The sequence below is a fragment of the Streptomyces sp. OfavH-34-F genome (assembly GCF_022347745.1).
In the GTDB taxonomy this organism is placed as follows: domain Bacteria; phylum Actinomycetota; class Actinomycetes; order Streptomycetales; family Streptomycetaceae; genus Streptomyces.
Genome location: NZ_JAKRGC010000096.1, coordinates 1 through 20,743 on the forward strand (window position 1 = coordinate 1; position 20,743 = coordinate 20,743).

Here is a 20,743-nt window from a genome sequence, read left to right on the forward strand (position 1 = left end):
GGACTGCCCAGCCGGCGCCGCCGCGCACCGCGCCGCACCCCCGCCGCCCCGGCCGGGGCGCGGGCCGCCGAACCGGCCACCGGACAGATGTCCCGTACACCGGAGGCGGCCGGGGCTTCCTGGGCGGCCCTCCAGCAGGGCACCCTCAACGGCAGGAGCGTCACCGGGCGGCCCGCCGCACCGGACACCGGCGCCCGTGACCACCAGGACGACCAAGGAGACGACGAGAAGTGAGCGCCCCCAGCCCCACCTCAGGCGACCTCGCATGGGTGCTGACCCCGCTGCTGGAACTGCCCGGAGTACAGCACGCCGTGGTCGCCACCGGTGACGGACTCGTCGAAGGCGCCTCGCCCGGCCTCGACCGGGCCTCCGGCGAACGGGTCGCCGCGATGACCGCCACCCTGCACGCCGCCGCCCGCGCCTTCACGACCGCGTTCACCGACGTCGAGGCCCCGCAACTGGCGCAGACCGTCGTCGAATCCGATCTCGGATTCGCCATCGTCGTACCGGCCGGACGCAACACCACGCTCGCGCTCTTCGCGGAGCCCGGTGCCAAGCTCGGCGACATCGCCTACCAGATGCAGGTACAGGTCACCGCGCTCACCCGGGCGATGCACGCGCCCAACCGCCAACCGGACACCGCCGCGCGGCCATGACCCCCGGCCCAGCACGCCGCCTGATTCCCGCCTACCTGGTCACCGGCGGCCGGTCCCGCCCCGCCGGTCCCGCGCTCGACCGGCTCGCCGTACTCGTACGCACCGACGCGCCCGTGCCCGACGACGCCGGAACCCAGGCGCGCAGACTGTGCGAGCTGCTGGAACCGGGCGCACTCACCGTCGTCGAGTGCGCGGCCCATCTGGACCTCCCGGTCAGCGCCACCGTCTTCCTGGCCACGGACCTCGCGGCCGCCGGACTTCTGCTCACCCGACCGCCGATACCCAGTGCCGGGCAGATCGACAGGTCGCTCGTCGAGAGGCTGCTCGATGGACTCCGCTCCCTCCCCTGACCGGACCGGCGTCGGCTATCTGCCGGCCGCCGCCCGGACCCTGATGAAACTCGTCGTCACGGGTCCTTTCGGCGTGGGCAAGACGACTCTGATCCGTACCCTCTCGGAGATCGCCACCCTCCACACCGAGGAGGCGATGACCCAGTCCAGCACCCGGGTCGACTCCACCGCCGGACTGCCGGGGAAGACCACCACCACCGTCGCCATCGACTTCGGCCGCCTCACCGTCCTCGACGACCTCGTCCTCTACATGTTCGGCACGCCCGGCCAGGAGCGCTTCCTGCCGCTGTGGGAGGACATCGCCCGGGGAGCGCTCGGCGCGCTCGTGCTCGTGGACACCCGGCGGCTCGCCGACTCCTTCGCCGTGATGGACATGGTGGAGGAGCAGGGGCTGCCGTACGCGGTGGCGGTGAACCGTTTCCCCGACGCGCCGGCCCACAGCGACGAGGTCCTGCGCAAACACCTCGACCTGGACGACTCCACCCCGCTGGTCCAGTGCGACGCCCGCGAGCGCCGGGGCAGCATCGACGCCCTGATCGCACTCGCCGAGCATGTGCTCACCCGCATGCCGCAGCCCGAGGACGCCTCATGACCACGTACGCCCCGCCGCCGCAGCCCCTCGCGCTGTTCGGCCCCGCCTTCGCGGCCGACCCGCAGGCCCACTACCGCGCCCTGCGCGCGCACGGCCCGCTCGCACCCGTACGCATCGCCCCGGACATCGACGCGATGCTCGTCACGGACTACCAGGCCGCCATCGACCTGCTGCGCGACACCCACACCTTCAGCAAGGACCCGCGCGCCTGGCAGGCGACCGTACCGCCCGACTCGCCGGTGCTGCCGGTGCTCGGCCACCGCCCCACCGCCCTGTTCAGCGACGGCGCCGTGCACGCCCGCTACCGGCAGGCCATCAACGACAGCCTGGCGCTGATCGAACCCCACGTCCTGCGTGCCGAGGTGGCCCGCGTCGCCCGCCAGCTCATCGACCGGTTCGCCGCCACCGGCAGCGGCGACCTCATCGCCCAGTACGCCCGCCGCCTCCCCATGCACATCTTCGTCACCTGGTTCGGCGCCGACCCCGAGGACGGCGAGCGCATCGTCGACGGCATCGCCGGGATGATGAACTCCGCCGCCGACGCGGCCGCCGCGTACGCCGATCTCGTCGACGTCGTCACCCGCCTCGTCGCCGACCGCCGCGCCCGGCCGCGCCGCGACCTGACCTCGTACTTCCTCGCCCACCCGGCCGGACTCGACAACGACGAGACGGTGCGCCAGATCACCCTCGTGATGAGCGCGGGCAACGACCCGATGACCAACCTCATCGGCAACGCCACCCTCCACATGCTCACCGACGAGCGGTACGCCGGCTCCCTGCACGGCGGCGCCATGACCGCCCACGAGGCGATCAACGAGGTGCTGTGGCGCGACCCGCCGCTCGCCAACCTGGCCGCCCACTACCCGCGCCACGACACCGAGTTCCACGGTGTACGGCTGCGCGCCGGGCAGCTCGTCCTCGTCTCGTACGCCGCCGCCAACACCCAGTCCGCCCCGCCCGCGTCCGACGACGGGGTACGGTCCGGCAGCAGCGCCCACCTCGCCTGGTCGGCCGGTCCGCACCGCTGCCCCGCCCGCCAGCCGGCCCTGCTCATCGCGATGACGGCCATCGAACAGCTCACCAGCCTGCTGTGCGACGCCGAACTGGCCGTACCCGCCGGTGAACTGCTGTGGCGGCCCGGACCGTTCCACCGCGCCCTGGTGCACCTGCCGATCCGCTTCACCCCGCTGGACACCGCCGCCGCGCCCCACCGCCCCATCGCGGTGACGGACCCGGCGGAGGTGATTCCGGCCGGTTCGATCGACACCTGAGCCGTGTCGCTCGTAGGCCGAACGGGTGAGGGAGGGGACAATCGCCCGATGAACAGTGAGCACAGCCGGCACGACGCCGACCGAGGTGCGGACGGAGTGGTCCGGTGAGCAGGTACGACAGGTACGACGTCACGGACGAGCAGTGGGAGGGGCTGGCCCAGGTCGTACCGCTGCGCAGCCGCGACGAGTGGCCGTCGCGGGTGGACCACCGCTCCGTCCGGGACGAGCCGGAGGCGGCCGAGCAGCGGCGCATGGTGGTGCTGCGGGTCCAGGTGTTCGCCGACGCCCGCGAGGTCGCCGAGTACCTGGTGGCCCAGGTGCCGGTGCTGCTCGACCTCACCAGCGCGGAGAGCGATGTGGCCAAGCGCATCCTGGACTTCACCAGCGGTGTCGTCTTCGGCCTCGGCAGCGGGATGCACCGGGTGGACCGCAACGTCTTCCTGCTGTCGCCCGCGGGCATGGAGGTCGAGGGCGTCACGGCGGCCGGGGTGCCGGGGGCGTAGGGCGCGGTGGACGGACTCGACGTACGGACCCTCCAGCGCAGGCTGGCCGACTTCGCGGCCGCCCGCGACTGGGGGCCGTACCACACCCCGAAGAACCTGGCCTCGGCGCTGAGCGTGGAGGCGGCCGAACTCGTCGAGATCTTCCAGTGGCTGACGCCCGAGCAGTCGGCGCGGGTCATGGAGGACCCGCGGACGGCGCCCAGGGTGGCCGACGAGGTCGCGGACGTGCTCGCGTACCTGCTCCAGTTCTGCGAGGTGCTGGGCATCGACGTGCTGGCGGCGCTCGCGGCCAAGATCGAACGGAACGAGGCCCGCTTTCCCGTTCCGGAACCGGGTGGGGAAGCGCCGGACGACCCCAGCCGTCACTCTTCGGAGTGAAGAAGTTGTCCACACTCGATTGAGTGTCCACAGATTTCCGAAATCCTCTGGCCTTTTGGTGCTGACTCCCTCACTCTGGGTAATGGAAAGGGTGAGCGGGTTTCCGCGTCGAACGGGGGCAGTCGATGGAAGCGGAGCGACTGGTGGCGGTCATCCGGCAGGCGCTGGCACAGAGCCGGGGCACGCCGGACATCATCGCCGAGGCATGGCAGGCGCAGGCGCTGGCCCAGGCGGTCGGCAGCAGGCTCGCGGCGAGCGGGCCGCAGGGCTTACGGGGTGAGGCGCGCGCCCTCAGCGAGATCGGCGGCCGGAGCAGTGGCGCGCTGGACCATCCGGCGGCCCGCGCCGGGGTGGCCAGGGCGGCGCGGCTGACCGGCATCGCCGATCCGCGCGTGGCGCTGACGGGGCTGAGCGCGCTGCTCGGGGAGGTCGGGATGGCCCTGGTCGGGGTGGCCTGCGAGACCGACGAGCAGAGCCTGTACTGGCAGTGCATGGAGGCGATCGACGCCGCCGACGAGTCCACGGACCGGGTGCGCGGCATGCTCCGACTGCTCGACGCGCGGGGGCGCGACGGCCCGCGCGAGGCGCCCGACGACGCGGTGAGCCCGGTGACCGGCATCCAGTGACCCGTGCCGCCGGTCCGGTGCCGTGAGGGACGCGGCGACGTGCGGAAGGGGCCGGAGAGCGGCGGGCGGGGTGCGCGGGTGCAGGATGGAGACATGGATCTTCGCATCTTCACCGAGCCCCAGCAGGGCGCAAGCTACGACACCCTTCTCACCGTCGCCAAGGCCACCGAGGACCTCGGCTTCGACGCCTTCTACCGCTCCGACCACTACCTGCGCATGGGACAGGGGGACGGCCTGCCCGGCCCCACGGACGCGTGGATCACGCTGGCCGGTCTGGCCCGCGAGACCAAGCGCATCCGCCTGGGGACGCTGATGACGGCGGGCACGTTCCGGCTCCCCGGCGTCCTCGCCATCCAGGTGGCGCAGGTCGACCAGATGTCCGGCGGGCGCGTCGAGCTGGGCCTGGGCGCGGGCTGGTTCGAGGAGGAGCACAAGGCGTACGGCATCCCCTTCCCCAAGGAGAAGTTCGGCCGCCTGGAGGAGCAGCTCGCGATCGTCACGGGCCTGTGGGCGACCGAGGTCGGCAAGACGTTCAGCTACGACGGCACGTACTACCAGCTGACGGACTCGCCGGCGCTGCCGAAGCCGGCCCAGTCGAAGGTGCCCGTGCTCATCGGCGGGCACGGTGCGAAGCGCACCCCGCGCCTGGCCGCTCAGTACGCCGACGAGTTCAACATCCCGTTCGCCTCGCTGGAGGACAGCGAGAAGCAGTTCGGCCGGGTCCGGGAGGCGGCCGAGGCGGCGGGCCGCGGGGCCGACGACCTGGTGTACTCCAACGCGCTGGTCGTCTGCGTCGGCCGGGACGACGCGGAGGTCGCGCGCCGGGCCGCCGCGATCGGCCGCGAGGTGCCCGAGCTGAAGGCGAACGGGCTGGCCGGGTCGCCCGCCGAGGTGGTGGACAAGATCGGCCGGTACGCGGAGATCGGCGCGTCCCGCGTCTACCTCCAGGTGCTCGACCTCGACGACCTGGACCACCTGGAGCTGATCTCCTCCCAGGTCCAGTCCCAGCTGGGCTGAGGACGGACGGCGATGACACCTGGGCCCGGCGGTCCGTCCCGGAGCTTCGCGGAGGCGCTGGCCGAAGGCGTGGTCCTGCTGGACGGCGGGCTGTCCAACCAGCTGGCGGCGCAGGGCTGCGATCTGTCCGGGGAGCTGTGGTCCGCGCGGCTGCTCGCCGACGGGCCGGAGCAGATCGAGGCCGCCCACACGGCGTACGTGGAGGCGGGCGCCCAGGTGCTCATCACCGCCGGGTACCAGGCGGGGTTCGAGGCGTTCGCGCGGCGCGGCATCGGCCGGGAGGAGGCGGCCGGCCTCTTCGCCCGCAGCGTGGAGCTGGCCCGGCGGGCGGCCGGCGCGGTGGACCGGGACGTCTGGGTGGCGGCCTCGGTCGGCCCGTACGGGGCGGTGCGCGCGGACGGCTCCGAGTACCGGGGCCGGTACGGGCTCACGGTCCGGGAGCTGGAGCGCTTCCACCGCCCCCGGATCGAGGCGCTGGCCGCCGCCGGGCCGGACGTCCTGGCGCTGGAGACCGTGCCGGACGTGGACGAGGCGCGGGCGCTGCTGCGGGTGGCGGGGGAGTGCGGGCTGCCGGTGTGGCTCTCCTACACCGTGGCCGGGGGCAGGACGCGGGCCGGGCAGCCGCTGGACGAGGCGTTCGCCCTGGCCCGGGGCAACGATCAGGTCGTCGCGGCCGGCGCGAACTGCTGCGACCCGGCCGACGCGGAGGGCGCGGTGCGGGCCGCGGTGGAGGCGACGGGCCGGCCGGCCGTGATCTATCCCAACAGCGGGGAGCGCTGGGACGCCCGCACCGGGGCCTGGTCCGGCCCGCCCACGTACGACCCGAGCCTGGCGGGCGCCTGGCGGCGGGCGGGTGCCGGGCTGATCGGCGGCTGCTGCCGGGTGGGCCCGGACACCATCGCGGAACTCGCGGCGGCCCGGGAGCGCGACGCCCTCTAGGGCGTGTTTTGAAAGTCCCGCCTGCCGGGCGACGTCCGGCACGCACGCTCGCGGCGTTGCCGAAAAGCCCTGGTAGCTCCGCTACCAGGGCTTCCCGGCGCCTTGCGATCGCACGCACCGGACGCCGTCCGGCCCGCCCTCCGGGCGGACGGCGCTACTTTCAAAACACGCCCTAGGTGTGGGGTGGCGCTCCCGCCTGCCGGGCGGACGGTGCTGCCTTCACGAGACGCCCCGGGCGAGCCGGGGCCAGGACGCGGTGTCGCACCGGCCGTCCGCGTTGTTGCCCGCAGTCACCACCGTGCCGTCGGCGCGCAGGCCGAGGGTGTGGGTCGAGCCGGCCGACACGGCGACGATGTCGCGCCAGGCGCCGACCTCGCACTGCCCGTGGGTGTTGTCGCCCGTCGCCAGGACCCGGCCGGAGGCGGTGACGGCGACGGTGTGGTAGCTGCCCGCGTCGAGCGCGAGCAGGTCCCGCCACCCCTCGACCTCGCACGCCCCGGCCGTCCGGTCCCCGGCGGCCACCGCCCGCCCGTCCGCGCGCAGCCCCACCGTGTGGAGCGCCCCGGCCGAGACGGCGGCCAGGCCGTGCCAGCCCGTCACGGCGCACTGCCCGCGCCGGTTGTTGCCGGTCGCCACCGCCGAACCGTCCGCCCGCACCGCCACGGAGTGCCAGTCACCGCAGGAGAGGGCGACCACCTCGCGCCAGGAGTGGACGCCGCACTGTCCCTCCGCGTCCCGGCCGGCCGCCAGCACCCTGCCGTCCGCGAGGAGCCCCAGCGTGCGGCGCCAGCCGGGCGCCACGGCCGTGACGCCTCGCCAGGCGGCGACCTCGCACTGCCCGTCGCCGTTCCATCCCGCCGCCCGCACCGTGCCGTCCGCGAGGAGCCCCACCGTGTGGGACCGGCCGGTGTTCCGCGCGGTGTGGACGTTGCCGACCGCCACCGCCACGACGTCCGCCCACCCGTCCACCCGGCCCTCCCCGGCCGCCGTGCTGCCCGCCGTGACGACGGTGCCGTCACGGAGCAGCCCGGCCGAGTGGCGCCTTCCGGCCGCCAGCGACGCAGAGCCGACGCGCATGGCGCCTCCGGGAAATCACGTGGAACGGGGAGAGCGAGCGGATCATACTCAAACACGTGTTCCTGACGATCAGTACCACCGGCACCCCGGAACGTCCCGCCACCGATCTCGGCTTCCTGCTGCACAAGCATCCCGACCGGTCGCAGACGTTCTCCACCTCCCACGGCACCGCGCACGTCTTCTACCCCGAGGCGTCCGCGGAGCGGTGCACGGCGGCCCTGCTGCTGGAGGTCGATCCCATCGCGCTGGTGCGCAAGGGGAAGGGCAAGGGCCGGGGCGGCGCGCCCGACGCGGCGCTCGCGCAGTACGTCAACGACCGCCCCTACGCGGCCTCCTCGCTGCTGTCCGTCGCGATGAGCACCGTCTTCAAGTCCGCCCTGAGCGGTGCCTGCAAGGCGATGCCCGAGCGGGCGGCGGCCCCCATGGAGCTGCGGATCGAAGTGCCCGCCCTGCCGGCCCGTGGTGGTGCCGAGCTGGTGCGCAAGCTCTTCGGTCCGCTCGGATGGACGCGGGTGGAGGCGGTCGCCGTACCGCTCGACGAGAAGTTCCCCCAGTGGGGCGACTCCCGGTACGTACGGCTGGTGCTGGAAGGCGAGTTGAGGCTCGCCGACGCGCTGCGCCAGCTGTACGTGCTGCTGCCGGTGCTCGACGACGCCAAGCACTACTGGGTGGCGCCGGACGAGGTGGACAAGCTGCTGCGCGCCGGGGAGGGCTGGCTGGCCGAGCACCCCGAGCAGAAGCTGATCACCAGCCGCTACCTGGCCCGGCGCTGGGGGCTGACCCGGCAGGCCATGGAGCGGCTGGAGCTGGTGCGGCTCGCCGAGTCGGACGACCTGGACGTCGAGAGCGTCGACAACGCCGTGGACGAGGGCTCGGACACCGAGGAGCGGCCGGTGCCGCTGGCCGTGCGGCGGCGCGAGGCGATCCTGGCCGCGCTCACCGCGGCCGGGGCGAGCCGGGTCCTGGACCTGGGCTGCGGACAGGGGCAGTTGGTGCAGGCGCTGCTCAAGGACGTCCGGTTCACCGAGATCGTGGGCCTCGACGTGTCGATGCGCGCCCTGACCATCGCCTCGCGCCGGCTGAAGCTGGACCGGCTGGGGGAGCGGCAGGCCGCCCGCGTGACCCTGCGGCAGGGCTCGCTCACGTACACCGACAAGCGGCTCAAGGGGTACGACGCGGCGGTGCTGAGCGAGGTCGTCGAGCACCTGGACCCGGAGCGGCTGCCCGCCCTGGAGTTCGCCGTGTTCGGCTCCGCCCGCCCCCGCACCGTGCTCGTGACCACGCCCAACGTCGAGTACAACGTGCGCTGGGAGAGCCTGCCCGCCGGGCACGCCCGCCACAGCGACCACCGCTTCGAGTGGACCCGGACCGAGTTCCGGGCCTGGGCCGCGGCGGTGGCCGCCCGGCACGGCTACACCGTCGAGTTCGTGCCCGTCGGCCCCGACGACCCCGAGGTCGGCCCGCCCACCCAGATGGCCGTCTTCACGGCGGCCACCACCGAGCCGGCCACCGCGGCCGCCGGAACCGCCGCACGCGGCACCGAGACCGAGAAGGAGGCGAAAGCCGCATGACCAGGACCGACGACACCACCCCGTCCACGCCCGCCGCCGACCCCCGCACGCCCCGCCTCCTGCCGGTCACCGACCTCTCCCTCGTCGTGCTCATCGGGGCCAGCGGGTCCGGCAAGTCCACCTTCGCCCGGCGCCACTTCAAGCCGACCGAGGTCATCTCCTCGGACTTCTGCCGGGGCCTGGTCGCCGACGACGAGAACGATCAGAGCGCCAGCAAGGACGCCTTCGACGTCCTGCACTACATCGCGGGCAAGCGGCTGGCCGCCGGCCGGCTCACCGTCGTGGACGCCACCAACGTGCAGCCCGAAGCCCGGCGCCAGCTCGTCAAGGTGGCCCGGGAGCACGACGTGCTGCCCATCGCCATCGTCCTGGACCTCCCCGAAGAGGTCTGCCGCGCCCGCAACGCGGCCCGCCCGGACCGCGCAGACATGCCCCGCCACGTCATCCAGCGCCACCGCCGCGAGCTGCGCCGCTCGCTGCGCGGCCTGGAGCGCGAGGGCTTCCGCAAGGTGCACATCCTGCGCACCGAGGAGGAGGTCGAGCGCGCCGAAGTGGTGCTGGAGCGCCGCTACAACGACCTGCGCCACCTCACCGGACCGTTCGACGTCATCGGCGACATCCACGGCTGCGCCCTCGAACTGGAGACCCTGCTCGGCAAGCTCGGCTACGTGGACGGCGCCCACCCCGAGGGCCGCACCGCGGTCTTCGTCGGCGACCTCGTCGACCGCGGCCCCGACAGCCCCGGCGTGCTGCGCCGCGTGATGTCGATGGTGGCCGACGGGAACGCGCTGTGCGTGCCCGGCAACCACGAGAACAAGCTCGGCCGCTACCTCAAGGGCCGCAAGGTCCAGCTCACCCATGGCCTCGCCGAGACCGTCGAGCAGCTGGAGCGGGCCGACGCCGAGGACCCGGAGTTCCGCGCGCGGGTCGCGGAGTTCATCGACGGGCTCGTCAGCCACTACGTGCTGGACGGCGGCCGGCTCGTCGTCTGCCACGCCGGGCTGCCCGAGAAGTACCACGGCCGCACCTCCGGCCGGGTCCGCGCGCACGCGCTGTACGGGGAGACCACCGGCGAGACCGACGAGTTCGGGCTGCCCGTGCGCTACCCGTGGGCGGAGGACTACCGGGGCCGCGCCGCCGTGGTCTACGGCCACACCCCGGTGCCCAACACCTCCTGGATCAACAACACCATCTGTCTGGACACCGGGGCCGTCTTCGGCGGGAAGATGACCGCGCTGCGCTGGCCGGAGCGCGAACTGGTCGACGTACCGGCGGAGCGGGTCTGGTACGAGCCGGTGAAGCCGCTGGAGCCGGAGGCGCCGGGCGGCCGGGAGGGCCGGCCGCTGGACCTGGACGACGTGCACGGCCACCGGATCGTGGAGACCCGGCACATGGGCCGCCTCGCCGTCCGCGAGGAGAACGCGGCCGCCGCCCTGGAGGTCATGAGCCGGTTCGCGGTCGACCCCCGGCTGCTGCCGTACCTGCCGCCGACCATGGCGCCCACCGCCACCTCGCGCGAGGAGGGCTACCTGGAGCACCCGGCCGAGGCGTTCGGCGAGTACCGGGCGGCCGGGGTGACCCGGGTGGTGTGCGAGGAGAAGCACATGGGCTCGCGCGCCGTGGCCCTCGTCTGCAAGGACGCCGCCGCGGCCCGCGACCGCTTCGGCACCGGAGGCGACGGCGGGAACGGTCCGGCCGGCGCCCTGTACACGCGCACCGGCCGCCCCTTCCTGGACGACTCCGCGCTCACCGAGGCCGTCCTGGGACGGCTGCGCGCGGCCGTCACCGCGGCCGGCCTGTGGGAGGAGTGGGACACCGACTGGGTGCTGCTCGACGCCGAGCTGATGCCCTGGTCCCTCAAGGCCGGCGGGCTGCTGCGCTCGCAGTACGCGGCGGTGGGCGCCGCCGCAGGCGCGGTCTTCCCGGCCGCGACCGGGGCGCTCGCCGCGGCGGCCGCGCGCGGAGTCGAGGTGGGCGCGCTCGCCGGCCGGCAGCGGGAACGGGCGGCCGACGCCGCCGCGTTCACCGAGGCGTACCGGCGCTACTGCTGGGGCACCGACGGGCTGGACGGGGTGCGCCTGGCGCCGTTCCAGGTCCTCGCCGTCCAGGGCCGCTCACTGGCCGCCGTCCCGCACGACGAGCAGCTGGCCTGGCTGGACCGGCTGGTGGAGCACGACGCCGGCGGGCTGCTCCAGGTGACCCGGCGGCTCGTCGTGGACACCGGCGACGAGGCGTCGGTGCGCGCGGGCGTCGACTGGTGGCTGGAGATGACCGGCCGGGGCGGCGAGGGCATGGTCGTCAAGCCGCTCGGCGCCCTCGTCCGGGACGGCAAGGGACGGCTGGTGCAGCCCGGCATCAAGGTGCGCGGGAGGGAGTACCTGCGGATCATCTACGGCCCCGAGTACACCCGCCCGGACAACCTGGACCGGCTGCGCGGCCGCTTCCTCGGCCACAAGCGCTCGCTGGCCCTGCGCGAGTACGCCCTCGGCCTGGAGGCCCTGGACCGGCTCGCGGCGGGGGAGCCCCTGTGGCGGGTCCACGAGGCGGTGTTCGCCGTCCTGGCCCTGGAGTCGGAACCGGTCGATCCCCGGCTCTGAGCACCCGGGAAGAACAGGCAGGCGATTCGCCGGGTGAACGGCGCGCCGCGCGGTGAGGATGAGGGCATGGGATTCCATGTCGACTCCGAGGCCGGGCGGCTGCGCCGCGTCATCCTGCACCGCCCCGATCTGGAACTGAAACGGCTCACGCCGACCAACAAGGACGCGCTGCTCTTCGACGACGTGCTCTGGGTGCGCCGGGCCCGCCAGGAGCACGACGGGTTCGCGGACGTGCTGCGCGACCGGGGCGTCGAGGTGCACCTCTTCGGGGACCTGCTCCGCGAGGCGCTGGAGATCCCGGTCGCCCGGCGCCTCGTGCTGGACCGGGTCTTCGCCGAGAAGGAGTACGGACCGCTCGCCACCGAGCATCTGCGGGCGGCCTTCGAGGAGTTGCCGGCGGCCGAGCTGTGCGAGGCGCTGGTCGGCGGCATGACCAAGCGGGAGTTCCTGGAGCGCCACCGGGAGCCGGTCTCGGTGCGCTTCCACGTCATGGACCTGGACGACTTCCTGCTCAAACCGCTGCCCAACCACCTGTTCACGCGCGACACCTCGGCGTGGATCTACGACGGCGTGTCCATCAACGCGATGCGCTGGCCGGCCCGGCAGCGCGAGACGGTCCACTTCGAGGCGATCTACCGTCACCACCCGCTGTTCACCGGCCCCGAGGCGGGCGCCTTCCACCACTGGTCCGAGGGGCAGGACGACTACCCCTCCACCATCGAGGGCGGCGACGTCCTCGTCATCGGCAACGGCGCCGTGCTCATCGGGATGAGCGAGCGCACCACCCCGCAGGCCGTGGAGATGCTGGCCCGCGGCCTGTTCGACGCGGGTTCGGCCCGGACCATCGTGGCGCTGGACATGCCCAAGCGGCGGGCCTTCATGCATCTGGACACCGTGATGACCATGGTCGACGGGGACGCCTTCACCAAGTACGCGGGCCTTGGCATGCTCCGCTCGTACACCATCGAGCCCGGTGACGGGCCGCGTGACCTCAAGGTCACCGACCATCCGCCCGAGCAGATGCACACCGCCATCGCCCACGCCCTCGGGCTGGACTCGATCCGGGTGCTCACCGCCACCCAGGACGTGCACGCGGCGGAGCGGGAGCAGTGGGACGACGGCTGCAACGTGCTGGCCGTCGAGCCGGGCGTGGTCGTCGCCTACGAGCGCAACTCCACCACCAACACGCATCTGCGCCGGGAGGGCATCGAGGTCATCGAGATCCTCGGCAGCGAGCTGGGCCGGGGCCGGGGCGGTCCGCGCTGCATGAGCTGCCCGGTGGTCCGCGACCCCGTGTGACCGGCGGCGGGACGTCCGCAGGGCAAGACGTCTCTGTATAGCGATGCATTGCGTCGTATACAGTTCCAGGGATACCGTATGCGTCCCCCGCCCGACCCAGGAGCAGTCACCATGGCCATAGACCTCGCAGGCCGCCACTTCCTCAAGGAGCTGGACTTCACGGCCGCGGAGTTCCGCGGTCTGCTCGATCTGGCCGCCGAGCTGAAGGCCGCGAAGAAGGCGGGGGCGGAGACCCGGCGGCTGACCGGGCGGAACATCGCGCTGATCTTCGAGAAGACCTCCACCCGCACCCGGTGCGCGTTCGAGGTCGCCGCCGCCGACCAGGGCGCCACCACCACGTACCTCGACCCCTCCGGTTCCCAGATGGGGCACAAGGAGTCGGTCAAGGACACCGCGCGCGTCCTCGGCCGGATGTTCGACGGGATCGAGTACCGGGGCGACAGCCAGGCGGTCGTGGAGGAGCTGGCCGCGTACGCCGGAGTGCCGGTGTTCAACGGGCTCACCGACGACTGGCACCCCACCCAGATGCTCGCCGACGTGCTGACGATGACCGAGCACAGCGACAAGCCGCTGGAGGAGATCACCTTCGCCTACCTCGGCGACGCCCGCTTCAACATGGGCAACTCCTACCTGATCACCGGCGCCCTGCTCGGCATGGACGTGCGCGTCGTCGCCCCCGAGGCGTTCTGGCCCGCCGAGACGGTCGTCGCCGAGGCCCGCGCGCTCGCGAAGGAGTCCGGGGCGCGGATCACCCTCACCCAGGACGTGGCCGAGGGCGTCCGCGGCGCCGACTTCGTCGCCACCGACGTCTGGGTCTCCATGGGCGAGCCCAAGGAGGTCTGGGACAGCCGCATCGCCGCCCTCGCGCCGTACGCCGTCACCATGGACGTCCTGCGGGCCACCGGCAACGCCGGGGTGAAGTTCATGCACTGCCTGCCCGCGTACCACGACCTCGGTACCGGGGTGGGGCGCGAGATCCACGAGCGGTACGGGCTCAGCGAGCTGGAGGTCAGCGACGAGGTGTTCGAGTCCGCGCACTCCGTCGTCTTCGACGAGGCGGAGAACCGCATGCACACGATCAAGGCCGTCCTGGTGGCGACCCTGGCCGGCGTGTGACGCCGGCCTCCCGTACCCCGCTCAGGACGTCGCGGGCGGCAGGCGGAACCACACCGCCTTGCCGCGCTCGGTGGGGCGGTGTCCGCACGACGAGCTGAGCGTGCGGATCAGCAGCAGCCCCCGGCCGTGCTCCTGCCACGGGTCGGGGACGTCCTCCGGCTCCGGACGGGACAGATCGCCGGGCGGGGCCGGGTCGCCGTCGTGCACCTCCACCTGGCAGCCGGCCGGCAGCAGCTCCACCACCAGCTCTATGGGCTCCTCGCCGGGGGTGTGCTCCACCGCGTTGGCGACCAGCTCCGCGGTCAGCAGTTCGGCGGTGTCGCTGTCGGCCGGTGCGTCGATGTCGGTCAGCACCGAGCGGATCAGCGCGCGGGCGATCGGCACGGCGGCCGTGGAATGCGGCAGGGAGATGCGCCAGGAGGGGGGTGGCGGTCCGTCGGGCGGCACGAGGGGTTCCGTTCGGGTGAGCGCGGGTCCTGGGCTCAGACGTTTCCGCGCTCAAGACTGTGTGCCCTCCACCATACGAAGCCCGGCGTCCCGGACAAGAGCCCGCCGCCCGGTACGAAGGGGACGTTCGTCACGGGACCGGTACCGGCACCCCGGATATCGCGCACTCGTGACGGCAGTCACGCAACGGTGATAAATTCGAGGCCAGGCAGCAGCGACGGCCGAAGGGGACACCCCGCCATGAGCCCGTTCACCGGCTCCGCACCGCGTACGCAGCACTGGCGCCACCTGCGGGTCACCGAGGCGGACGGCGTCGCCACCGTCACCCTGGCCCGGCCCGAGAAGCTCAACGCCCTCACCTTCGGCGCCTACGCCGACCTCCGCGACCTGCTGGCCGAGCTGGCGCGGGAACGCGCGGTCCGGGCCCTGGTCCTGGCCGGCGAGGGGCGCGGCTTCTGCTCCGGCGGCGACGTGGACGAGATCATCGGCGCCACCCTCGCGATGGACACCGCCGAACTGCTGGACTTCAACCGGATGACCGGCCAGGTGGTACGCGCCCTGCGCGAGTGCCCCTTTCCCGTCGTCGCCGCGGTGCACGGGGTGGCCGCCGGAGCCGGCGCCGTCCTCGCCCTCGCCGCCGACTTCCGCGTCGCCGACCCCACCGCCCGGTTCGCCTTCCTCTTCACCCGCGTCGGGCTCTCCGGCGGCGACATGGGCGCGGCCTACCTCCTGCCCCGCGTCGTCGGCCTCGGCCACGCCACCCGGCTCCTGATGCTCGGCGAACCCGTCCGCGCCCCCGAGGCCGAACGGATCGGCCTCATCAGCGAACTGACCGACGAGGGCCGCGCCGACGAGGCCGCCGGCGCGCTCGCCCGCCGCCTCGCGGACGGGCCCTCGCTCGCCCTCGCCCAGACCAAGGGGCTGCTCACCGCCGAGCTGGACATGCCGCTGGCCGCCGCCGTCGAGATGGACGCCGCCACCCAGGCCCTCCTCATGCACGGCGAGGACTACGCCGAATTCCACGCCGCTTTCACCGGGAAGCGGCCGCCCGCCTGGCGCGGCAAGTGACCGGCCCCCGGCGCATCGCGGTCATCGGCGGCGGCCCGGGCGGCCTCTACGCGGCGGCCCTCCTCAAACGCCTCGGCCCGGATCGCGAGATCACCCTCTGGGAGCGCAACGCCCCCGACGACACCTTCGGCTTCGGCGTCGTCCTCTCCGACGAGACCCTCGGCGGCATCGAGCACGCCGACCCGGTCGTCCACCGCGCCCTGCGGAACGAGTTCGTCCGGTGGGACGGCATCGACATCGTGCACCGGGGCCACACCCAGACCTCCGGCGGCCACGGCTTCGCCGCGCTCGGCCGCCGCCGGCTCCTGGAGATCCTGCACGACCGGTGCGCCGGCCTCGGCGTGGACCTCCGCTTCCGCACCCCCGCCCCGCCCGCCGCCGAACTCGCCGCCACCCACGACCTGGTCGTCGCCGCGGACGGGGTGCACAGCGCCACCCGGGAGGCCCACGCGGACGTCTTCCGCCCCCGGATCACCGGACACCGCTGCCGCTACATCTGGCTCGCCGCCGACTTCGCCCTGGACGCCTTCCGCTTCGAGATCGCCGAGACCCCGTACGGCGTGATGCAGCTCCACGCCTACCCGTTCGCACCCGGCGCCTCCACCGTCATCGTCGAGATGCGCGAGGAGGTCTGGCGCGCTGCCGGATTCGACGCGCCCGACCCGGCCGCGTCGATCCGCGCGTGCGCCAGGATCTTCGCGGACGCCCTCGGCGACCGCCCGCTCCAGTCCAACCGCTCCTCCTGGCTCACCTTCCGCACCGTCGTCAACGCCCGCTGGTCGCACGGCGCCACCGTGCTCATCGGCGACGCCGCGCACACCGCGCACTTCTCCATCGGGTCCGGCACCAAGCTCGCCGTGGAGGACGCCCTCGCCCTCGCCGCCTGCGTCGAGGAGCAGCCCTCGCTGCCGGCCGCGCTCGCCGCGTACGAGAGCGAGCGCCGCCCCGTCGTCGAGTCCACCCAGCGCGCGGCGGCGGCCAGCCTCCGGTGGTTCGAGGAGCTGGGGACGTACGTGGACCAGCCGCCCCGCCAGTTCGCGTTCAACCTCCTCACCCGCAGCCGCCGCGTCACCCACGACAACCTGCGGCTGCGCGACGCGGCGTTCACGGCCGGCGTGGAGGAGGAGTACGGCTGCCCGCCCGGCACCCCGCCGATGTTCACCCCGCTGCGGCTGCGCGGCCTCGAACTGCGCAACCGCGTCGTCGTCTCACCCATGGACATGTACGTGGCCACCGACGGCGTCCCCGGCGACTTCCACCTCGTCCACCTCGGCGCCAGGGCCCTCGGCGGCGCCGGGCTCGTCATGACGGAGATGGTCTGCGTCAGCCCCGAGGGCCGCATCACCCCCGGCTGCACCGGCCTCTACACCGACGAACAGGCCGCCGCCTGGTCCCGGATCACCCGCTTCGTGCACGACGCGTCCCCCGGCACCGCCCTCGGCGTCCAGCTCGGCCACTCCGGTCGCAAGGGCTCCACCAAACTCATGTGGGAGGGCATCGACCAGCCCCTCGATCACGGCGCATGGCCGGTCACCGCCGCCTCCCCGCTGCCCTACACACCGGGCGTCAGCCAGATCCCGCACGCCCTGGACCGGGCCGGGCTCGACGAGGTCCGCGAGCAGTTCACCGCCGCCGCCCGGCGCGCCGCGGGCTGCGGCTTCGACCTCCTCGAACTGCACTGCGCGCACGGCTATCTGCTCTCCGGCTTCCTCTCGCCGCTCACCAACCGGCGCACCGACGCCTACGGCGGGCCGCTCGCCCACCGGCTCCGCTTCCCCCTGGAGGTCTTCGACGCCGTCCGCGCCGCGTGGCCCGACGACCGGCCGATGACCGTCCGCATCTCCGCCACCGACTGGGCCGAGGGCGGCACCACCGCCGAGGACGCCGTGGAGATCGCCCGCGCCTTCGTCGCGCACGGGGCCGACGCCATCGACGTCTCCACCGGCCAGGTCGTTTCCGACGAGCGGCCCGAGTACGGCCGCTCCTACCAGACCCCGTACGCCGACCGCATCCGCAACACCCTGTGCGTGCCGGTGATCGCGGTCGGCGCGATCTCCTCCTGGGACGACGTGAACTCGCTGCTCCTGGCCGGCCGCGCCGACCTGTGCGCCCTGGCCCGCCCCCACCTGTACGACCCGCACTGGACGCTCCACGCGGCGGCCGAACAGGACTACGGCGGACCGGGCGCGCCCTGGCCCCTCCCGTACCGCGCGGGCAGCCGCCGCCCGCCGACCGGCCGCACCGACGCCCCCCGGCCCCGACTCACCCTGGACTGACCCGGGCGCGCCGCCGCAAGGGTCACTTCCGGTGCGCGAACTCCGCCCCCGCATCCCGCAGCCGTTCGTGCAGCAGCCGGAACACCGCCGCCGAACGGGCGCCCGGCCAGTCCGGCGGCAGCAGCTGCGGGGGCAGGCCGGGATCGGCGTACGGGACGCGGCGCCAGGAGTCCAGCGCCGTCAGGTAGTCCCGGTACGCCCCCTCCGGGTCCACCGCCCCGTCCCCGCGCGCCTCCCAGGCCCGCAGCACCGGTTCATGGCGCTCCAGGAAGCCGTGGTGCAGCCGGGCCACCGCGTCCAGGTCCCACCAGCGGGCCACCGCCTCGCGGGTCGGGGCGAAGCCCAGGTGGTCGCCCCGGAACAGGTCCACGTACGGGTGGAGCCCCAGGCGCTCCAGCGTGTGCCGGGCCTCGTCGCGCAGCCCGGCCGGGGCGATCCAGACACCGGGGGCCGCCGTGCCGAACCCCAGCCGGGACAGCCGCGAGCGCAGCAGGTGCCGCTTGTGGCGCTCCGCCTCCGGCACCGAGAACACGGCCAGCACCCAGCCGTCCGACAGGGGCGGCTCCGGGTGCCGGTAGATGCGCCGGTCCCCGTCGTCGAGGAGCTGGCGGGCGTCCGCCGAGAGCGCGTAGCCGGCCGCCCCGTCCGCCGTGCGCGCGGCCACGAGCAGCCCGCGCCGCTTCAGCCGGGAGACCGCCGAGCGGACGGCCGGCGCGTCCACGCCGACCGCGCCCAGCAGTCGGACGAGCCCGGCCACCGGCATCGGCTCGTCACCGGGGGTGCGCCCGTACGCCCCGTAGAGCGTGACGATGAGGGAACGGGGGGTGTGCGGTTCGACCATGTGATCATTGTCGGTCCGGCGCGGCCCCGCCCGCACCGGCTTCGTCCGCGCGGAGCCTGAACCGTTGCAGTTTCCCGGTGGCGGTCCGGGGCAGCTCCGGCAGGAACGTGATCCGGCGGGGGCACTTGTGCGGGGCCAGCTCCGCCCGCATGAACGTCCGCAGCGCGTCCGCCGTCGGCGCGGACCCCTCCCGCGGCACCACGTACGCCGCCACGATCCACCCGCGCAGCTCGTCCGGCTGCCCCACCACGGCGGCCTCGGCGACGTCGGGATGGCGCAGCAGGGCCTCCTCGACCTCCGGCCCCGCGATGTTGTACCCGGAGGAGATGATCATGTCGTCGGCGCGGGCGACGTAGCGGAAGTAGCCGTCCGCGTCGCGCACATAGGTGTCGCCGGTGATGTTCCAGCCGTGCCGGACGTAGTCCCGCTGCCGTTCGTCGGCGAGGTAGCGGCAGCCGACCGGGCCGCGCACGGCGAGCAGCCCCGGCTCGCCGTCCGGCACCGGCCTCCCGTCGGCGTCCACCACGCGGGCCTGCCAGCCGGGGACCGGGAGGCCCGTGGTGCCGGGGCGGATGGCGTCGTCGGCGGCGGAGACGAAGATGTGCAGCAGCTCGGTGGCGCCGATGCCGTTGATGATCCGCAGCCCGGTCCGCTCGTGCCAGGCGCGCCAGGTCGACTCGGGCAGGTTCTCGCCCGCCGAGACGCAGCGCCGCAGCGCGGACAGGTCGTGCCCGTCGAGCTGGTCCAGCATCACCCGGTACGCGGTCGGCGCGGTGAACAGCACGGAGACCCGGTGCTCCGCGAGGGCGGGCAGCAGCTGCTTGGGCCCGGCCTGTTCGAGGAGCAGCGCCGAGGCGCCCACCCGCAGCGGGAAGACCACCAGGCCGCCGAGGCCGAAGGTGAACCCGAGCGGCGGACTGCCCGCGAACACGTCGTCGGGCCCCGGCCGCAGCACGTGCCGCGCGAAGGTGTCGGAGATCGCCAGGACGTCGCGGTGCAGGTGCATGCAGCCCTTGGGACGGCCGGTGGTGCCCGAGGTGAAGGCGATCAGCGCCACGTCGTCGGAGGCGGTGTCCACCGCCGGGAAGGGGCCCGGCCGGGCCGCGGCCAGCCGCAGCAGGTCGTCCGGGCCCTCACCCCCGTATTCCGTGATCCGCAGCCCCGGCACCCCGGCGCGGGCCAGATCCTCGACCGACCGCGCGTCGCACAGGGCGTGGCTGATCCGGGCCAGGGAGCAGATGGTGGCCAGCTCGGCGGCCCGCTGCTGGGCCAGTACGGTGACGGCGACCGCGCCCGCCTTGAGGACCGCGAGCCAGCAGGCGGCCAGCCGGGGGGTGGTGGGGCCGCGCAGCAGGACCCGGTTGCCGGGGACGACGCCCAGGTCCGCGGTGAGGACGTGGGCGATGCGGTCCACGAGGTCGCGCAGCTCCCCGTAACTCAGCACCCCGCCGTCCGGCGTGCGGAAGGCGGGGCGGTCGGGGCCGAGGCGGTCGGTGGTGCGGTCCAGGAGTTCGGCGGCGCAGTTGAGCCGGTCCGGATAGTGCAGCTCGGGCAGGTCGAAGAGCAGCTCGGGCCATTGCTCCGCGGGGGGCAGGTGCTCCCCGGCGAAGCCGTCGATGTGCGCTGAGGTTCTCGGGTCCATGAAGGATCGCCCCCTTGTAGCCCTCCGGTCGCTCCTGGAGCGTATCGTTTGAGTGACGGTAGTCAACGGTCCGCGATAAAGACGGCAGGCAATCGATTCGACCAGAGAGGCGCCGGTATGACGGCATTCTCGCTCGATCCGGCACAGACCGCCTGGTGCGAGGAACTGCGCGCCCTGGCCCGCGACCGGCTCGCCCCGCTCGCCGCGCGCGGGCAGCCGGGCCACGTCAACCGCCCGCTGCTCGCCGCCCTCGGCGAGCTGGGCCTGCTCGACCGGCTGTTCGGCTCGGGCGCCCTGGACCTGTGCCTGCTGCGCGAATCGCTCGCCCGGGGCTGCACGGAGGCCGAGACGGCCCTCGCCCTCCAGGGCCTCGGCGGCTTCCCGGTGCTCCGCGCGGGCACCGAAACCCAGCGCGAGCGGTGGCTCCCCGGGGTCCGGGCCGGCCGCACCGTCGCCGCGTTCGCGCTCAGCGAGCCG

General features: G+C 73.8%; 20 protein-coding genes and 1 pseudogene. 17 read left to right on the plus strand and 4 right to left on the minus strand.

From position 1 onward, the window contains the following. From MHW47_RS16370 to mmuM, 10 genes and pseudogenes are all read left to right on the plus strand, one after another. Positions 1-234, plus strand: a pseudogene (locus MHW47_RS16370) (ATP-binding protein); the annotation flags it as partial. Continuing rightward, positions 231-656, plus strand: a complete 426-nt coding sequence (locus MHW47_RS16375) for a roadblock/LC7 domain-containing protein (RefSeq protein WP_239223999.1) — start codon at positions 231-233, stop codon at positions 654-656. The pseudogene MHW47_RS16370 and the gene MHW47_RS16375, both read left to right, overlap by 4 nt. Next, on the plus strand, positions 653-1,006 hold the full coding sequence (locus tag MHW47_RS16380) for a DUF742 domain-containing protein (RefSeq protein WP_239224000.1): 354 nt from the start codon (positions 653-655) through the stop codon (positions 1,004-1,006). Before MHW47_RS16375 ends, MHW47_RS16380 begins: the two co-directional genes overlap by 4 nt. Next, positions 984-1,598, plus strand: a complete 615-nt coding sequence (locus tag MHW47_RS16385) for an ATP/GTP-binding protein (protein ID WP_239224001.1) — start codon at positions 984-986, stop codon at positions 1,596-1,598. Before MHW47_RS16380 ends, MHW47_RS16385 begins: the two co-directional genes overlap by 23 nt. Beyond that, entirely contained in the window at positions 1,595-2,869 is a 1,275-nt protein-coding gene (locus MHW47_RS16390) for a cytochrome P450 (RefSeq protein ID WP_239224002.1), read from the plus strand. The genes MHW47_RS16385 and MHW47_RS16390 overlap by 4 nt, the downstream gene beginning before the upstream one ends. Before the next feature lie 104 nt (positions 2,870-2,973). Further along, a complete protein-coding gene (locus MHW47_RS16395) occupies positions 2,974-3,372 on the plus strand; it encodes a cell division protein SepF (RefSeq protein ID WP_239224004.1) in 399 nt (132 codons plus the stop codon). Positions 3,373-3,378: 6 nt separating this feature from the next. Further along, complete coding sequence (locus MHW47_RS16400) at positions 3,379-3,750, plus strand: nucleotide pyrophosphohydrolase (protein WP_239224006.1); 372 nt, start codon at positions 3,379-3,381, stop codon at positions 3,748-3,750. 125 nt (positions 3,751-3,875) lie between these two features. After that, on the plus strand, positions 3,876-4,376 hold the full coding sequence (locus MHW47_RS16405) for a DUF6099 family protein (protein ID WP_239224008.1): 501 nt from the start codon (positions 3,876-3,878) through the stop codon (positions 4,374-4,376). Positions 4,377-4,469: 93 nt separating this feature from the next. Further along, positions 4,470-5,393 (plus strand): LLM class F420-dependent oxidoreductase, encoded by a 924-nt coding sequence (locus MHW47_RS16410; RefSeq protein ID WP_239224009.1) that lies wholly within the window; start codon positions 4,470-4,472, stop codon positions 5,391-5,393. Positions 5,394-5,405: 12 nt separating this feature from the next. Then, positions 5,406-6,332 (plus strand): homocysteine S-methyltransferase, encoded by a 927-nt coding sequence (gene mmuM, locus MHW47_RS16415; protein ID WP_239224011.1) that lies wholly within the window; start codon positions 5,406-5,408, stop codon positions 6,330-6,332. A gap of 219 nt (positions 6,333-6,551) precedes the next feature. Here the strand turns inward: mmuM and MHW47_RS16420 are convergent, their stop codons facing one another. Beyond that, positions 6,552-7,409: a chromosome condensation regulator gene (locus MHW47_RS16420; protein WP_239224012.1), complete on the minus strand. Its 858-nt coding sequence runs from the start codon at positions 7,407-7,409 to the stop codon at positions 6,552-6,554. A gap of 56 nt (positions 7,410-7,465) precedes the next feature. Here MHW47_RS16420 and MHW47_RS16425 point away from each other — a divergent pair, with 56 nt between their 5' ends. From MHW47_RS16425 to argF, 4 genes are all read left to right on the plus strand, one after another. Further along, entirely contained in the window at positions 7,466-8,980 is a 1,515-nt protein-coding gene (locus MHW47_RS16425) for a 3' terminal RNA ribose 2'-O-methyltransferase Hen1 (RefSeq protein WP_239224013.1), read from the plus strand. Continuing rightward, positions 8,977-11,577 carry a polynucleotide kinase-phosphatase gene (locus MHW47_RS16430; RefSeq protein WP_239224014.1) on the plus strand — a complete coding sequence of 867 codons (2,601 nt, stop codon included), beginning with the start codon at positions 8,977-8,979 and terminating at the stop codon, positions 11,575-11,577. Before MHW47_RS16425 ends, MHW47_RS16430 begins: the two co-directional genes overlap by 4 nt. A 66-nt stretch (positions 11,578-11,643) precedes the next feature. After that, positions 11,644-12,876, plus strand: a complete 1,233-nt coding sequence (locus tag MHW47_RS16435; protein WP_239224015.1) for an arginine deiminase — start codon at positions 11,644-11,646, stop codon at positions 12,874-12,876. 111 nt (positions 12,877-12,987) lie between these two features. Continuing rightward, complete coding sequence (gene argF, locus MHW47_RS16440; protein ID WP_239224016.1) at positions 12,988-13,992, plus strand: ornithine carbamoyltransferase; 1,005 nt, start codon at positions 12,988-12,990, stop codon at positions 13,990-13,992. A gap of 21 nt (positions 13,993-14,013) precedes the next feature. On the opposite strand, the gene MHW47_RS16445 is transcribed toward argF, so the two are convergent. Continuing rightward, entirely contained in the window at positions 14,014-14,439 is a 426-nt protein-coding gene (locus MHW47_RS16445; RefSeq protein WP_239224017.1) for an ATP-binding protein, read from the minus strand. Between the two features lie 240 nt (positions 14,440-14,679). On the opposite strand from MHW47_RS16445, the gene MHW47_RS16450 reads away from it, so the two are divergent. Then, entirely contained in the window at positions 14,680-15,507 is an 828-nt protein-coding gene (locus tag MHW47_RS16450; protein WP_239224018.1) for an enoyl-CoA hydratase family protein, read from the plus strand. Next, positions 15,504-17,783 carry a bifunctional salicylyl-CoA 5-hydroxylase/oxidoreductase gene (locus MHW47_RS16455; RefSeq protein ID WP_239224019.1) on the plus strand — a complete coding sequence of 760 codons (2,280 nt, stop codon included), beginning with the start codon at positions 15,504-15,506 and terminating at the stop codon, positions 17,781-17,783. Before MHW47_RS16450 ends, MHW47_RS16455 begins: the two co-directional genes overlap by 4 nt. 22 nt (positions 17,784-17,805) lie before the next feature. Here MHW47_RS16455 and MHW47_RS16460 read toward each other — a convergent pair whose 3' ends face one another. After that, complete coding sequence (locus tag MHW47_RS16460) at positions 17,806-18,624, minus strand: PaaX family transcriptional regulator C-terminal domain-containing protein (RefSeq protein ID WP_239224021.1); 819 nt, start codon at positions 18,622-18,624, stop codon at positions 17,806-17,808. Between the two features lie 4 nt (positions 18,625-18,628). After that, entirely contained in the window at positions 18,629-20,266 is a 1,638-nt protein-coding gene (locus MHW47_RS16465) for an AMP-binding protein (protein ID WP_239224023.1), read from the minus strand. A gap of 117 nt (positions 20,267-20,383) precedes the next feature. Here MHW47_RS16465 and MHW47_RS16470 point away from each other — a divergent pair. Then, positions 20,384-20,743: acyl-CoA dehydrogenase family protein (locus MHW47_RS16470; protein ID WP_239224025.1), on the plus strand; the 360-nt coding region annotated here is incomplete at its 3' end.

Excerpts from the sequence above, each read along its gene's own strand:
- mmuM (WP_239224011.1), top strand. The coding sequence starts at position 5,406 with ATGACACCTGGGCCCGGCGGTCCGTCCCGGAGCTTCGCGGAGGCGCTG.
- MHW47_RS16430 (WP_239224014.1), top strand. The coding sequence starts at position 8,977 with ATGACCAGGACCGACGACACCACCCCGTCCACGCCCGCCGCCGACCCC.
- MHW47_RS16390 (WP_239224002.1), top strand. The coding sequence starts at position 1,595 with ATGACCACGTACGCCCCGCCGCCGCAGCCCCTCGCGCTGTTCGGCCCC.
- MHW47_RS16450 (WP_239224018.1), top strand. The coding sequence starts at position 14,680 with ATGAGCCCGTTCACCGGCTCCGCACCGCGTACGCAGCACTGGCGCCAC.
- MHW47_RS16420 (WP_239224012.1), bottom strand. The coding sequence starts at position 7,409 with ATGCGCGTCGGCTCTGCGTCGCTGGCGGCCGGAAGGCGCCACTCGGCC.
- MHW47_RS16435 (WP_239224015.1), top strand. The coding sequence starts at position 11,644 with ATGGGATTCCATGTCGACTCCGAGGCCGGGCGGCTGCGCCGCGTCATC.
- MHW47_RS16410 (WP_239224009.1), top strand. The coding sequence starts at position 4,470 with ATGGATCTTCGCATCTTCACCGAGCCCCAGCAGGGCGCAAGCTACGAC.
- MHW47_RS16385 (WP_239224001.1), top strand. The coding sequence starts at position 984 with ATGGACTCCGCTCCCTCCCCTGACCGGACCGGCGTCGGCTATCTGCCG.
- MHW47_RS16465 (WP_239224023.1), bottom strand. The coding sequence starts at position 20,266 with ATGGACCCGAGAACCTCAGCGCACATCGACGGCTTCGCCGGGGAGCAC.
- MHW47_RS16380 (WP_239224000.1), top strand. The coding sequence starts at position 653 with ATGACCCCCGGCCCAGCACGCCGCCTGATTCCCGCCTACCTGGTCACC.
- MHW47_RS16460 (WP_239224021.1), bottom strand. The coding sequence starts at position 18,624 with ATGGTCGAACCGCACACCCCCCGTTCCCTCATCGTCACGCTCTACGGG.
- MHW47_RS16405 (WP_239224008.1), top strand. The coding sequence starts at position 3,876 with ATGGAAGCGGAGCGACTGGTGGCGGTCATCCGGCAGGCGCTGGCACAG.
- argF (WP_239224016.1), top strand. The coding sequence starts at position 12,988 with ATGGCCATAGACCTCGCAGGCCGCCACTTCCTCAAGGAGCTGGACTTC.